Genomic DNA, 16,418 nt, shown 5'->3' on the forward strand with positions numbered 1-16,418 from the left:
AAGGGATGGGTGGTTGGAGATAGAAAGCAATTTTCGCGCCAGGGGATCCGAACGTTAACTCAGTTCAGCCAGCAAGGCATCCAGATCATCCCCATCCAGGTTGGTTTCCGCGGCATCTTCAGCCGGCTGGCGCAAAGATTCCGATTCCAGACCATATTGGATCATTTCCCTGAATGCAACCAGAAAAAGTTCCCCCAGACGTTGAATCGAGTCGGCATGATGGCGACACGGATCATAACTCCAGTCCCAGTGCAACACGCCGGAGCCCACAAAACCATTCAGTTCCAGAAGATGGCTGCGTTGGGCGCGCGGGTCGATGGTGGGACCGATGGCTTCCTGGGCCAGGGTGAAGCGGTTCGAGTCGCCGAGCAGACCATCGTACTGACCGAAATAGTTGAAGCTGATTTCGGCGGTGGGCGGATGGCGCGACGGGGTGTCAAGCAGATGACGCAACAGGCCGAAGCCGATGCCGTTTTTCGGAACCGCCGCGAGTCGTTCCTGAACCCTGTTCAGGGCTCCGGCGGGCCAGGAGTCGTCGGACACTGCCTCGAGGGCCACCGGATAGAGCGCGGTGAACCACCCCACGGTGCGGGAGATGTCCAGATCCTCGAACAGTTCTTCGCGACCATGCCCCTCCAGATCGATGAGGAAGGATCCGTTTTTCCGTCCGGACCAGAGGCTCAAGGCGCGCGCCAGGGCGGTGAGGAGCAGATCGTTGATGCGGGCGTGCAGCGCTCCTGGCAGTTCGTGCAGCAGGGCGTTGGTTTCGACCGCATCGAGGGAGACCCGCAGATGGGCCACCGAGCCGGTCAGGCTGGGTTGATCCGGGCTCCCCTGGTCATGCGGCAGCGGCAGAAAGGTCCGATCGGCCAGGGATTGCCAATAGGGGAGTTCCGCGCGCAGGGTCTCCAGGTGGGCCGGCGCGGTGATCCGTTCCGCCCACTGCTTGAACGAGGTGGTCTTGGCCGGAAGCTGGAACGGTTCGCGGCGCGCGGCCTGGTCGAGCAGGGTCTGGAGATCCTCCAGCAGGATGCGCCAGGAGATCCCGTCGATGGCCATATGGTGGATGATGAAGAGCAGCCGGCCCGGCTGGTCGTCCGCGCCCTGGAAAAGGGCGGCGCGCAGGAGCGGTCCCCGGCTCGGATCGAGCGAGGCTTGCAGCTGGGACGCGCGCGTTTCGATGGCCGCGTGCCAGCCGTCGGCGGGGAGCGCGGAGAGATCCTCGCGGGTGAAGGGGATGGTCCCGTCCGGTTCTGCCAGCTCCTGGCGCCAGCCGGAGGGGTCCCGGAAAAAACGCAGCCGCAGGGCGTCGTGCCAGTGCAGCAGCGCGCCGATGGCCCCACGCAGCGCCTCCGGATCCAGATGGGGAGGCGTGACCAGCAGGTGGGCCTGGTTGAAATGGTGGGGGGCTTCGGTGGCGCGTTCCAGAAACCAGCGCTGGATGGCGGTGAGCGGCACCGCGCCGGTGACGATCCCCTGTTCGGCCCGCACCGCCTCGGCGAAACTGGCCACGCTGGCCAACTCGGCGATGGTCTGGTGTTGGAAGATCTGACGCAGGGTCAACCCCATGCCCGCCTGACGGGCGCGGGCGACGATCTGGATGCTTAGAATCGAATCCCCGCCCAGCTCGAAAAAGTTGTCGTGGATTCCCACCTTCTCCACGCCCAGCACCTCGCTCCACAACCGGGTCAGGAGTTGCTCCTTGTGGGACTGGGGCGCGGCGAGCTGGCTGGAGAGCCCCTCGCGGCTTCGTTCCGGATCGGGCAGGGCCTTGCGATCGAGCTTGCCGTTGGCGGTCAGGGGAAGACCGTCGGGCAGAAGCATGAACACCGCCGGCACCATGAACTCCGGCACGCGGCTCTTCAAGTGGGCGCGCAGATCCCCCACCGTGGGAGCCGATCCCGGTCGAGGCACCACATAGGCGACGAGATAACGGTTTTCGCCATTCGTCCCCTCGCTGCGCACCACCACCACCGATTCGCGCACCTCGGGATGTTGTTGCAGGGCGTTTTCGATCTCCCCCAGCTCGATGCGAAACCCCCGGATCTTCACCTGATGGTCCCGGCGTCCCAGAAAATCGATCGAGCCATCCGGCTTGAAGCGGGCCAGATCGCCGGTCTTGTACATGCGCTTGTACATCCCCTCGGAATGGAACGGATTGGGGATGAATTTTTCGTCGGTCAGCTCCGGGCGGTTGAGATAGCAGCGGGCCAGACCGTCGCCGCTCAAATAAAGCTCCCCGGTCACCCCGATCGGCACCGGCTCCAGATGGGCATCCAGGATATAGGCCTTGGTGTTGGCGATCGGTCGCCCGATGGAAGGCGAACCCCGCAGATCCGCCGGGATGCGGGCGCAGGTGGAGTAGGTGGTGTCTTCCGAGGGGCCGTAAAGGTTATCGAAATGCAAAACCCCTGGATTGGCGTAGATGGCGTGGGCCAGGGTATCCTTGAAGGGTTCGCCGGCCAGGATCACCAGCCGCACCGAGTCGGGCAGGGGCCCCAGGCGCAGCAGGGCGGCCATGGCCGAGGGGACGGTGTTGACCAGGGTGACCTGGTGGCCGGCCTCGACCACGCTGGGCAGGGCCAGGGCGTCGCGGGCCAGGATGATCCGACCGCCCCAACTGAGCGTGACGAACAGCTCGAACACCGACAGATCGAAGCAGATCGAGGTGGAGGCCAGCACCGCCTCGAACCAGGCCCGTTCATAGAAGGTCCGGGTCCAGTGGATCAGGGTGACGGTCGAGTGGTGTTCGATGGCCACCCCCTTGGGCAGACCGGTGGAGCCGGAGGTGTAGATCAGGTAGGCCAGGTGGTTCGGGGTGGCCAGGGGTTCGGGTCGGCTGGTGGAGTGCGCGGCGATGGGGGCGGCCATCGGACCATCCAGGCTCACCACCCGTGCCCGCGAGGCGGGCAGGTGGGGGAGGATCGATTGCTGGGTCAACAGCACCGGACCTTCGGAGGAGGTGTCGGCTTGTTCCATGTCGGAGAGCATGAAGGCGATGCGCTCCGGCGGATAGTTGGGGTCGAGCGGGACATAGGCCCCGCCGGCTTTCAGAATCGCCATCAGAGCCACCACCAGCTCCTGGTTGCGCTCCAGGCAGACCCCGACCAGCCGGTCCGGACCTACGCCAAGATCGCGCAGATGGTGGGCCAGCTGGTTGGTTTTTTCGTCCAGCTGGGCATAGGTGAGCCTGCGGCCATCGTCGCAGATCAGGGCGATGGCGTCCGGGGTGACCTGGGCTTGATGCTCGAACAGCTGATGAATGCAGAGAGCGGCGTGGGGATGATCGACGTGGTTGGCGTTCCAGGTCTCCAGCAGCCGTTCCCGTTCGGAGGCGTTCAGAATCGGGAGGCGCGACAGGGGGAGGTTCGGCGTGGCGGCGATGTTTTTGAGCAGACTGGTGAAATAACCGATGAAACGCTCGATGGTGGTCGCATCGAACAGATCGGTGTTGTACTCGAAGTTGCCGGAGAGTCCCTCCGTGTTCTCCTCCATGGAGAGCGAGATGTCGAACTTGGCCGATTTGCCATGAAGATCCAGCGCCCGCATGGTCACCCCGGCGAGGTCCGGCGGCGCGAAGGGGGCGTTCTGGAGCGCGAAGAGCACCTGGAAGAGCGGCGCGTGGCTCAAGTTGCGGGTGGGCTGGAGGGCATCGACCAGCTGTTCGAAGGGGATATCCTGGTGGGCGAAGCCATCCAGGGTCATGCGTCGCACCCGTGTCAACAGGGTCGCGAAATCCGGATCCGCGCCCAGATCCACCCGCAAGGCCAGGGTGTTGACGAAAAAGCCGATCAACCCTTCGGTCTCCGGGCGACTGCGGTTGGCCACCGGCGTACCGATCACCACGTCGGTTTGATCGCTCAAGCGACCGAGCAGGGTGGCGAAGGCGCCGATCAGGGTCATGAAGAGGGTGGCGCCGGTGGCGCGGCAGAGCGCATGGAGTCGATCCGTGGTTGGCCTGTCGATGTTGAAATACAGATCCGCGCCGTGATAGGTCTGCACCGGCGGGCGCAACCGGTCGGTGGGGAGTTCCAGCAGCTCCGGGATGTCGGCCAGTTGCCCCTTCCAGTAGGCCAGTTGCTGTTCGAGCAGCGCGCCGGTGAGCCACTGTTGTTGCCAGTGGCTGTAGTCGGCGTATTGGATCGGCAGGGGCGGCAGGGGATCCGGCGCGCCCGCCGCGAAGGCGTTGTAGAGTTGGATCAATTCGGTGATGAAGATCGCCACCGACCAGCCGTCCGAGGCGATGTGGTGCAGGGTGAAGAGCAGGGCGTGCTCTTCGGGCGCGATCTGGACGATGCTGGCGCGCAGCATGGGTTCGCTGGCCAGATCGAACGGGCGTTGCATCTGCTCGCTTGCCAGTTCCTGGAGCGACTGGCCGGGGGCAAGGGTCAACAGCGGCACCGGCAGATCGAAGAGGGGAAGCACCCGCTGCACCGGGTTGCCATCGACCGACGGAAAGACGGTGCGCAGCGCCTCATGGCGGTTCACGATGGTGCGCAGGGCGCGGGTCAGGGCGTCGAGGTCCAGGGGGCCGGTCAGGGCCATGCCGCCGGGCAGATGGTAGGTGGCGAAGCCCCCTTCCAGCTGCTCGAGGAACCAGAGCCGCTGCTGGGCGAACGACAAGGGCAGATCGCCGCTTCGGTCGATGGTCCGGATCGGCGGCGGGGGCGGCAGACGTCGGGCGGTCAGGCGCGCGGCATCGATGGCCGCGGCCAGATCGCCGAGCACCGGGTGGTCGAAGAGCAGGGCCAGGGGGAGTTCCAGGGCGAACTGATCCTTCAGGCGCGCCAGCACCCGCGTGGCCATCAGCGAGTGGCCACCCAGCTCGAAGAAGTGGGCGTCGCGACCCACGCGCGGGAGGGTCAGCAGCTCTGCCCAGGTGGCGGCGATCAGCTCTTCGGTAAGCCCCCTGGGTGGGGTGAAACGGCTCTCGGCCATCCCTTCGTCGGTCGGGGCGGGCAACAGACGCCGATCCACCTTGCCGTTCGGAGAGCGGGGCAGGGCGGCCATGATGCGAAACAGCGACGGCACCATGTAATCCGGGAGCTTTTGCTTGAGATAGGCGCGCAGTTGCTCGGCGGTCGGCGGTTCGTGCCCCTTGCGAACCTCCACGTAGGCCACCAGCATCTTGTCGCCGGGACGCGGCTCCCAGGTGGTGGCGGCAGCCTCGTAGAGGTCCGGATGCCGGGCCAGATTGGCCTCGATCTCCCCCAGTTCGATGCGGAAGCCGCGTACCTTGACTTGATAATCCTTGCGACCCAGAAAATGGATGTTGCCATCCGGCAGAAACCGGGCCAGATCCCCGGTGCGTTGCAGCCGGGCCTCGGGATCGTCGCTGAACGGATCGGGGAGGAACGCCTTGGCGGTCAGCTCCGGTTGATTGAGATACCCCGGCGAGAGGTTGTGTCCGCCGGCATGCAGAATTCCCGGCACGCCGATGGGCACCGGTTGCAGGTGGTCGTCGAGGATGTAGAGCGGGTGCAATTCGGCGCGCGGCGGACCGATGCGCAGATGGGGCTGCTCGAGATCGGCCAGGCTCAGGGCGTGATACGTCGTGTGGACGGTCGATTCGGTGATGCCGTAGAGGTTGATCAACCGTGGCCGCTGGTCCCCGTGGCGGGCGAACCAGGGTTTGAGGTTCTGGAGTTTCAACGGTTCGGCGCCAAAGATCACCACGCGCAGGTCGAGCGGTTTGGCCCCGCCGGACTCCTCGATGCGGGTCAGGGCCTGGAACACCGAGGGGTTGTTGTTGAGCACCGTCACCCGTTCGCGATGGAGCAGCGCGTAGAACGCCTCGGGGGAGCGGGCGGTCTCGCCATCCACCACCACCAGCTTGCCGCCGAACAACAGCGCCCCCCACATCTCCCAGACCGAGAAGTCGAACGAAAAGCCGTGGAACAGGGTCCAGATGTCGTGCGCGTCGAAATCGAACCAGGCGCGGGTCACCAGGAACATCCGCACCAGCCGGTCGTGGCGGATCACCACCCCCTTGGGTCGTCCGGTGGAGCCGGAGGTGTAGATCACATAGGTGGGGTGGTCGGGCTGGACCGCCACATCCGGATTGGTCTCCGGGCAGGTGGCGATGATCGCCGCGTCGCGCTCGAGAAGACAGAGGGTGGCCTGGTTCTCGGGGAGTTTGGAGACCACCGAGGCGTGCGCCACCACGAATTCCAGACGGGCATCCTCCATCAGGATGGCCAGCCGCTCCGGCGGATGGTTGGGATCCATCGGCACATACGCCCCACCCGCCTTGAGAATGGCCAACAGCGCGATCACCGTGTCTGGTGACCGTTCGACGCTGATGCCGATCAGGGTGCCGGGGGTGACGCCCAGGGCGATCAGGTGGTGGGCGAGTTGGTTGGCCCGGGCGTTCATGGTCTGGTAGTCGAGGGTGACCTCCCCCCAAACCAGGGCCGGTGCGTGCGGGGTTTGGGCCACCCGCGCCTCGATCAGGGTGTGCAGACACCCCCCTTCGGGTTCGACCACATCGGTGCGGTTCCACTGGCGCACCATGAGATCATGCTCGGCGGGGGTGAGCAGAGGCAGCCGGGCGCAGGGCTGGTTCACGTCGCCGTAGGCGGCGGTGAGCAGCGTTTCCAGATGGCCGATCATGCGCCGGATGGTGGCGGCATCGAACAGGTCAGTGTTGTATTCGAATTCGCCCTTGAGAAGATCGCCCTTCTCCTCCATGGCGAGCAGCAGGTCATACTTGGCCGGCACCCGCTCCTGATCCAGGGGCTCGATGGTCAGCCCCGGCAGCTCCAGGCGCTGCTCCGGGGTGTTTTGCAGAATGAACATCACCTGGAACAGCGGGGAGTAACTGCGGGTGCGGGCGGGTTTCAACCGCTCCACCAGCTGCTCGAAGGGGACATCCTGATGGGACTGGGCCTCCAGCGTCACCGCGCGCGCCTGCTCGAGCAGCGCCGCGAAAGTCGGCTGTTCGGTCAATTGCAGACGCAGGACCAGCGTGTTCACAAAAAAACCGATCAACCCCTCCAGCTCCGCGCGGTTGCGGTTGGCCACCGGCGAGCCGATCACGATATCCGTTTGTCCGCTGTAACGGGCGAGCAGCACGGCAAAGCCGGTCAGCAGGGTGGTGAACAGGGTGGTGCGGTGGTCGAGGCTCAGTTTTTTCAAGTTGGCGGTCAGAACCGGTGAAAAAGAAAAACGCTCCACCGCGCCGTTGAACCCCTGCACCGCCGGACGCGGACGGTCCGTGGGCAGCTCCAACAGGGCCGGAGCGCCGGTCAACCGCTTCTGCCAGTAGGCCAACTGCCGGTCCAGCTCCCCCTCTTCCAGCCAGCTCCTTTGCCAGCTGGCGAAATCGGCGTACTGGATCGGCAGGGGCGGCAGGGGCGGCGCCTCAGCCGCACCCGTCTCGCGGGCGTAGAGTGCCGCCACCTCCCCAACCAGCACCCCCAGCGACCAGCCATCGGCGATGATGTGATGCAGGGTCAGGAGCAGCAGATGGTTTTTCTCGTCGAGTTTAACCAGAGTCACCCAGATGAGCGGTCCCTGGGACAGATCGAACAGATGCTCCTCGCCACGGGTGATCCAGGCGCGCCTTTCGGCTTCGCGCGCTTCCGGGGCGAGGTCGGAGAGATCCACCACCGGCAGATCGAGGGGGACAGGCGCGGCGATGCGCTGTACCGGAGTGGCCCCGTCGGCGGCAAGGCCGAAGGTGGTGCGCAGGGTCTCGTGACGGGCGATGATGGCGGACAAGGCGCGGGTCAGGGCGGCGTGATCCAGGGGGCCGGTGAGGCGCAGGGCCGCCGGAATGTTCCACGTGAACCCTTTTTCCATCTGGTCCAAGAACCAGAGTCGTTGCTGGGCAAAGGAGAGCGTCGTTTCATCTCCGGGAGCACGGGATCCGGTCGGGATCGTGGTGGCGGTGCCGGAGTGGTCCAGCACCGTGATGCCACTGGTCGCGGCCTCGGCTTTCAGGTGGGCCAGGATCTCCCCCTTGCGGGTGGCCATCTCGCCGCGCAGTTCCGGGGTCAGCCGCTCCCTGGGGGCGCTCACCCGCAGGTTTTCGCCATCCGCGAGCAGAACCACGCCCAGGGCGCGCAGGTCGGAAATCAGGGTTGCGATGGGCGCATGGGTCACAGGACGAACTCCTCTCGTTCCGTTTCGTCGTGGCAGGTGTCGGGGAGGATCCCCAGGGCGGCATCGAGCTGGCGGGCCAGCGTGGCGATGGTGGGCAACTGGAAGATGAGACGCACCGGAATTTCGATGCCCATGCGCTCCCGAAGCCGGGTGATCACCTGGATGGCATGCAGCGAGTGCCCTCCCAGGGCAAAGAAATCGGCGTGGCGATGGATGGCCGGACGGGCCAGGACCGCGCTCCAGATCTCGTGCAGCAGCCGTTCGGTGGCCGTGGCCGGGGGTTCGACGCTGGCCGGATCCGGCTCCATGGCTGTCGGCGGGGGCAGGGCGCGCCGGTCAACCTTGCCCTGGCCGGTCATCGGCAAGGCGTTCAAGTGGATGAAATGAGCCGGGATCATGTAGTCCGGCAGCCAGGAACGCAGATGGGTGCGGATGTCGTCGTCGGTCGGGGCCGGGGCGGTGGCGGATACCAGCCAGGCCACCAGCCCCCCTTCGCCGTTCGGCGCGGTCACCACCTGAACCACCGCCTCGCGCAGTCCGGCATGGCGGGTGAGCGCGGCTTCGATCTCGCCCAACTCGATGCGGAAACCGCGAATTTTCACCTGGTTGTCCAATCGGCCCAAACAGTCGAACGAACCGTCCGGCAGCAGCCGGGCCAGGTCGCCGCTCTTGTAGAGGCGCGCGCCGGAGGTGGAGCTGAAGGGATCGGGGATGAACCGCTCGGCGGTCATCTCCGCACGGTTGAGATATCCCCGCGCCAGTTCGTTCCCGCCCAGATGCAGCTCACCCGGCACGCCGAGGGGCTGGAGTTGTCCCAGGGGATCGAGCACATAGGCGCGGCGCGTGCCGAACGGCTGGCCGATCGGGATGCGTCGGTCCGGATCGATGGTCCGGGGGATGCGATGGGCCAGGGCGGTCACCACCGCTTCGGTGGGACCGTAGTCGTTCCAGATCTCGATCGCGCCCAACGGGGTGGCGCGGACTCCGGCGATCAGTTCCGCGGAGACCGCCTCGCCGCCCACATGCAGCAGACGCAGGGTGCCGGCTGGTACATCCTCGGGTCGGGCCTGCCAGTCGTGCCGCAACTGTTGCAGATAGGCCGGGGTGAGTCCGGCCACCGTCAGGCCATGGGCGCGCGCCTGCCGGTTGAACTCCGCCGGGCTCCAGAGGGTTGGACCGCGAAGCACCAGCGTGGCTCCGGACAGAAACGTGGTGAACAGATCTTCGACCGAGAAATCGAAGTGCAACGCCGTGAACTGCAACACCCGGTCTTGTGCGGTGATCCCCAGCAGGGCCGCGTAGTCGAGACAATGGGTGACGATGGCCCGATGTGGGACCACCACGCCCTTGGGCTCGCCGGTGGAGCCTGAGGTGTGGATCACATAGGCGGCCTGGTCGGGTTGGACGGCGCTTGCGGGGTTGTCCGGGCTCAAGGAACGGGTCAGGTCGTCGAAATCGTCCAGGGAGATGACTTCGCAATCCTCTTCCGGCACCAGGTGGCGCAACGCGTCGTGGGCGAGCACCAGGCGGATGCCGGCATCCCCGACGATCGTCGCCAGCCGCGCCTTGGGCTGATCGGGGTCCAGGGGGACATAGGCCCCGCCCGCCTTCAGGATCGCCAGAACCGCGATGATCATCTCCACCGAGCGCACCGGCAGCACCCCCACCAGCCGTTCCGGACCCACGCCGCGTCCGATCAGGAAGTGGGCCAGATGGTTGGCGCGGCGGTTCAGATGGACGTAAGGGATCCCCTGATCGTCGCACAGGATCGCCTGGGCCTGGGGGGTTGTCCCGGCCCAGTGCTCCACGCCCTGCTGGAGCAGGGTGAAGGGCGCCGGGGCGCGATGGGTGCCCGGATGGCTGAGGGCGAGCAGCCGTTCCCGCTCCGTCGCCGTCAGGAGCGGCAGCCGGCGCACGGAGGTGGCGGAGGCCCCCTCGTCGGCGAGGGCGGTCAGGAGGTTCTTGAACAACCCGCTCCACCGTTCCAGGGTCTCCGGGTCGAAGAGCGCGGTGGCGTAATCGAACTCGATCACCAGCTCCCCCTGGATCTCGGTGACGTTCACGCTCAAGGCGTTGTCCAGGGCGTGGATCGGCTGCGGGAACCATTCGGCCATGAGGTCCAGTTCGCGGTCCAGCTCGATCGGATGGTCCATGTTGAAGGTGGTCGCCACCAGCGGGGCGCGCATCTGGCTTTGACGGCGGTTCAGGTGTTCGATCAGGTTGGCGAAGGGGTACTCCTGGTGCTCCAGGGCGGTCAGGAGCGTGGTTTTGACCGTGGCCAGGAAGTCGGCCAGGGTGGGATCCCCTTCCAGCCGCCCTTTGATGGGCAGAATGTGGGAGCAGTAGGCGATGAGCGGTTGGCGGGCGGCGGCGGGCGGACGACCCAGCACCAGAATGCCGATCACCAGCTCGTCCTGCCCGCATAACCGGTGCAGAAAGAGCTGATAGGCGGCGAACATCAGCATGAACAGGGTGCTGTTGTGGCGCGTGCAGGCCCGTTTCAATCCCTGGTACAGCCCGGCATCGAGCCGCAGCACCGCCCGCGCCGCCCGGTAGTCGTGCTCCTGGGGGGCGGATCGGTCGCCGGGCAGATCCAGGACCGGCAGGGGATCCGGGAACCGCTCCAGCCAGAAGGTCTCGTGGACCTTCAGGGCGTCGGATCGGTCGGAGTTCTCGCGCCAGTTCAGATAGTCCCCAAGCGGCATGGGCGCGGGCAGCGCGCTGGCCCGTCCGGCGCGCAGGGCCAGATAACAGGCGAACATCTCGCGCAACACCACCACGATCGACATGCCGTCGATGAGGATGTGGTGGGCGGTCAACACCAGCCGGTGCAGCCCGGCATCCAGACGCAGAACCGACAGGCGCATGGCCGGTGGGGTGGCGGTGTCGATCGGGGTGGCGGACTCGTGGAGGAACCAGGCGTCCAGCGCCTGTTGGCGCGCCTCGGGCTCCAGATGGCTCAGGTCGGTCACCGGCAGGGCATGGGTCACCTCGGGCAGGATGGTCTGGTGCTGGCCGTCCGGATCGATGACCGCGCGCAGGGCGTCGTGCCGGGCGATCACCTGGTTGACGGCCCGCTCCAGTGCTGCCAGATCCAGCGGACCGCGCAATTGCAGATTGGTGTGGCTCAGGTTGGTCAGCGAACCGTCGCCGCTCACCTGATCGAGGGTCCAGAGCTGGGTCTGGGCCTTGCTTAACGGCAGGGTGAACGGTTCGGGCCTGGGCGGGGTATGCCCGGCCATGGGAAAGAAGCCGGCATCGAGCAGCGCCTCGATGGTTGCGCGCACCGCCTCGACCACCTTGGCCAGATCCTCGTCGGTGTGGGCGGTGGAGACGAAACAGGTGCGCCCCTCCCAGAGATAAATGCCGCGCTCGATCAGCCCGAAGTGCAGCAGATCCATCTCCAGGGATTGATAGGTGTAGCTGAAGTTGCCGCTCTGCACGAAACGGAACAGGGAACCGAACCGGGCGATGCGCACCGGGATGTTTTTGGATTGAAAACAGCCGTTCAGATCGGTTTCGAGCCGGGCGGCGCGTTCGTTCAACCGTTCGTGCATGGCCGGTCCCTCGTCCCGGATGCGGGTGAGGATGGCGCGGGCGGCGGCCAGGGAGAGGGGATGACGCCGGAAGGTGCCGGCCCCGGCCAGGGTGGTCTGGGCGCTCGGGAAGGAGTGGGGATCGTCGAACGCCCAGTCCCCGCCGTCCACCTGGTCGATGAATCGGGCCGCCCCGGCGATCACACCCAGGGGGAGTCCGCCCCCCAGCACCTTGCCGTAGGTGACCAGATCGGCCTGGACGCCGAAATGGGCCTGGGCGCCGCCTGCCGCGATGCGGAATCCGGTGATCATTTCATCGAAGATCAACGGGATGTCGAGTTCTTTGGTCACGGCGCGCAGGTGTTGCAGGAACGCCTGCGGCTGCATGGTCGGCTGGCGGCTCGGGACGGGTTCGACCAGCACGGCGGCCAGCTGATCCGCCTGGGCGCGGATCGCATCGAGCGCGTCCGGCTTGTCGTAGTTGAGAATGATGGTATCCCCGACCGCCTCGGGCGGGATGCCCGGCACCATCGGCACGGTGCGGCTCACTCCATCCACCTTGCCGGCCATGGCCAGCACCGCGTCCGAGTGGCCATGATAGGCACCCGAGAACATGGCGATCTTGCGGCGTCCGGTGGCCGCCCGCGCCAGGCGGATCGCCGACATCACCGCCTCGGTGCCGGTGGTGCAGAAGGCGACCCGTTCGACCCCGGTCAACTCCCGGATCAGCCGCGCCACCTCGCCGCTCAACCCCGATTGCGGCCCCAGATGCACCCCCTGTTCGATCTGTTCGATCATGGCCCGTGTGAGGCCGGGATCCTTCAAGCCAAAGAGATGGGCGCCGAATCCGCCCGCCAGATCCACGTAGGCGTTGCCGTCCAGGTCGATGAATCCGCTCTCCGTGGCCTCGTTGGAGAGGATCGGATAGCTCAACCGCTTGGTCTCCGGACGCATGCCCATCAGCGAGCGCACGTCGGCCCAGTGGACCCGTTCGGACTCGGCCCTGGCGCGGGAGGTTTTCGTGCGGGCGATGTAGCGGGCGATGAACCCGTCCAGATAGGCTTGCTGGGAGGGGGAGAGCCGGCTGGCATCCTGGTCGTGGAACGAGGCGAAGTGACCGCCGCTCGTGGGGGCCGGCGCGGGGGAGGGAGGTGCGGCGGGTGCGCCACCTTGCACCGCCTGGACCACCTGGCCTGCCAGCGGCGACTCCCCGCGCAGCAGCGCCAGCTGCTGGCGCATCAGCTCCAACTGTTGCATCACCACCTGCTCCACCATCGAGCCCGGTGCGGCGCTTCCGGTCGGGAGCGGTGCCGATGGGGTCGCGGAGCCGGAGACCGGGTGGGTCGGGAGCGGTGCCGATGGGGTCGCGGCGTCGGGGGCAACGGGTCTCTCCGCCTCGGGATCGACCCAGCCGGCGGGCTGTTCGAGGGCGATGGCCTCCGCGACCAGCCGCGGGGTGGCCAGATCCTCGAAGATGCGCCGGATCGGAATCCGCACGCCGAAGCGTTTGTCGATCGCCTGGAGGATCTCCATCAGGATCAGCGAATCGGCCCCCATCTCCAGAAACGGGGCGTTCAGATCCACCTCATCCGGGGTGGCGCGCAGTTGCCGGGCGATCAGATCGCGCAGCCTGTCGGCGATGGGGCGCTCCGGGGAAGGGGCGGCGGCGGGCATGGCGACGGTCTCGGGCAAGGCGGCCAGGGAAGGGGCGGCGGCGGGCATGGCGACGGTCTCGGGCCAGGCGGCCAGGGAAGGGGTGGCGGCGGGCATGGCGACGGTCTCGGGCCAGGCGGCCAGGGAAGGGGTGGCGGCGGGCATGGCGACGGTCTCGGGCCAGGCGGCCAGGGCAGGGGCGGCGGGGGAGGGGGTCGCCCCGGCTGGGGTGGCGCACGGAACGACGCCGGACAAGGGGGTCGGGGAGCCGGGATTGGGGATCGGGGCCCGTTCGTCGGCAAACCAGCAGAAGGTGCGCTGGAACGGATAGGTGGGCAGGGTCACCTTGCGGCGCGGATGGTCGCGATAGAGGCCGTTCCAGTCCGGATTGGCCCCGTGGGTGTACAGGGTGGCCACGGAGCGAAGCAGCATCGACCAGTCGTCCTGCCCCTCCTTGAGGCTGGCCAGCCACGCCACCGGATCGTCGCGCAGGGCCATCATCCCCAGCCCGATCAACACCGGTTGCGCGCCGATTTCGATGAAGGCGTTGCAGCCGGCCTGACGCGCGGCCAGGATCGCCTCCGCGAAGCGGACCGGCTGGCGCATCTGCTGACGCCAGTAGCCGGGGGTCTGCATGTGGATGGTGGCGCGCTTGCCGGTGAGCCCGGAGATCAGGGTCGTTTTCGGCGCGGTGATTTCGAGGTTGGCGAGCCGTTTTTCGAAGGGATCGAGCATTGGCTCGACCAGCGGCGAGTGGACCGCGTGTTCGCTTTTGAGCATCTGGCCCGGCGTGCCCGCCGCCGCGAATTCGGCCAACAGCCGTTCGACGATCACCCCGGCCCCGGAGATGGTGCAGTAGTCCGGGCCGTTGATGGCCGCGAGCGACACCTCGGCGGCATGCGGGGCCACCGCCTTTAAGATCGTCTCCTCGCCGGTGGCCAGAAGCGCCATTCGTCCGCCGGGCGGCAAGGCGCCGATCAGCCGGCCCCGCTCCACCAGCAGCGGCAGCACCGCTTCGAGTTGCACCATGCCGGCGGCCCAGGCGGCGGCGTACTCCCCCACGCTGTGGCCGAGCACCACGGCGGGCTCCACCTTGAGCGCCCGCCACAGCCGCGTCAGGCCGCACGACACCGCGAAGATGGCGCAGTGGGCGTATTCCGGACGGCTCAACAGGGCGTCGTCATCGCCCAGCATCGCCTCGAGCAGCGAGGGGGTCAGATGCGGGCGCAAGATCGCGTCGCATGCGTCGAGGGTGGCGCGGAACAACGGCTGGCTCGCATACAGTCCCCGCCCCATGCCCAGGTATTGGGATCCCATGCCGGTATACAGGAACGCCACCTTGGGGGGCAGGCCGGTGGGGTTCTCCACGCCGGTGATGATCCCCCAGGGCGCCCGTCCGCGCTGGAATTTCTTGTCGGCGGAACCTTCGGCGAAGGCCAGGAGTTCGGCGCGGATTCTGGCGGGATCCTCCCCGGTGGGGGCGACCAGGGCGACCCGGTGGCGGAAGCTGGCGCGGCTCGTGGCCGCGGTGTGGCAGAGATCCCACCACGCCGGATCCGGTTTTGCCTCCATGCGCGCCGCGTGGCGGCGGGCGAGTTCCCGCAAGGCCGGCATCCCCTTGGCCGACAGGGGCAGCAGGGCCAGCGGCGGGGGAGGGGGCAGGTTGGTGGACGGCTCCTCGGGCGGGGTCGGGGCCTCTTCCAGGATCATGTGGGCGTTGGTGCCGCCAAAGGCGAACGAGCTGATGCCGGCGCGGCGCGGACGGTCGCGTTCCGGCCAGGGGGTGAGGGTGGCCGGGATGTCGATGGGCGCGCGGCTCCAGTCGATATGCGGGGAGCGGGTCCGGCAGTGCAGATGGGGCGGAATGGCGCGGTTGCCCAGCGACAGGATCACCTTGATCAGGCTCGCCATGCCGGCGGCGGACTCCAGATGGCCGAAGTTGGTCTTCACCGAGCCGATGTGCAGGGGGTGATCCTGGGGCCGCTCCGGACCGAACACCTTGGAGAGGGCATCGATCTCGATCGGGTCGCCGAGCGGGGTGCCGGTGCCGTGGGTCTCGACGTAATCGATGTCGCCGGGTTTGAGTTGCGCGTTGGCCAGGGCCTGGCGGATCACCCGCTCCTGGGCCAGACCGTTGGGCATGGTCAGACCACCGCTCGCCCCATCCTGGTTGATCGCCGAGCCGCGAATCAGGGCCAGAATGGTATCCCCGTCGCGCTGGGCATCCGACAGACGCTTCAGGATCAGCGAACCACCCCCCTCGCCGCGGGCGTAGCCGTCGGCGGCGGCGTCGAAGGTTTTGCAGCGCCCGTCCGGGGCGAGCATGTGGCCGCGCGAGAAGTTGATGCTCACCTCCGGAATCAGGATCCGGTTCACCCCGGCCACGATCCCCAGTTCGCACTCCCGATTGCGCAGGCTTTGGCAGGCCAGATGCGTCGCCAAAAGCGAGGAGGAACAGGCGGTATCCACCGAAAACGAGGGGCCGGTCACCCCGAGAAAGAACGACAGTCTCCCGGCGGCCACGCTGTAGGTGTTGCCGGTGATGAAATAGGCGTCGATCGCCTCGGGCGGGCGACTTTTGTGCATCAGGAGCGCGTAATCGACGTTGCTCAACGCCACGAACACCCCGACCGGCTGGCCGCGCACCGCCTCGTGGGGGATGTTGGCCCGCTCCAGGGCCTCCCAGGTCAACTCCAGCAGCAGGCGTTGCTGCGGATCGAGACTGGCCGCCTCGCGGCGCGAGATCTCGAAGAATTGCGGGTCGAAGGCGGACGGGTCGCCGATGAAGCCGCCCTGGCGGGTGACGATGGTGCCGGGCCGGTCCGGATCCGGATCGTGCCAGGCTTCGGCGTTCCAGCGGTCGGAGGGGACTTCGGAGATGGCGTCCACGCCGTTTTTCAACAGCTCCCAATACCGCTCCGGGGTATCGGCCTGGCCGGGAAAGCGGCAACTGCTTCCGATCACCGCGATCGGTTCGTGGCGCGCGGCTTCCATGGCCTTGATCTTGGCGCTCAGGTCGCGCACGGCCAAGAGGGCCTGTTTGACCGATGAAAGCTGGCCGGATTCCGCTCCGGAGGTGTCCTGGATGGAGGTGGTCATGCGGTCCTTCGATGACTGTCGCGA

2 protein-coding genes are annotated in these 16,418 nt (G+C 67.0%); both read right to left on the minus strand.

The genetic code is table 11. From position 1 onward, the window contains the following. Nucleotides 1–54: 54 nt before the first annotated feature. On the minus strand, nucleotides 55–8,106 hold the full coding sequence (locus ACV4UY_RS06320) for an amino acid adenylation domain-containing protein (RefSeq protein WP_491606769.1): 8,052 nt from the start codon (nucleotides 8,104–8,106) through the stop codon (nucleotides 55–57). Next, nucleotides 8,103–16,394: an amino acid adenylation domain-containing protein gene (locus ACV4UY_RS06325; RefSeq protein ID WP_491606770.1), complete on the minus strand. Its 8,292-nt coding sequence runs from the start codon at nucleotides 16,392–16,394 to the stop codon at nucleotides 8,103–8,105. The genes ACV4UY_RS06320 and ACV4UY_RS06325 overlap by 4 nt, the downstream gene beginning before the upstream one ends. Nucleotides 16,395–16,418 lie beyond the last annotated feature (24 nt).

This window comes from Candidatus Magnetaquiglobus sp., from assembly GCF_058402785.1.

Excerpts from the sequence above, each read along its gene's own strand:
- ACV4UY_RS06325 (WP_491606770.1), bottom strand. The coding sequence starts at position 16,394 with ATGACCACCTCCATCCAGGACACCTCCGGAGCGGAATCCGGCCAGCTT.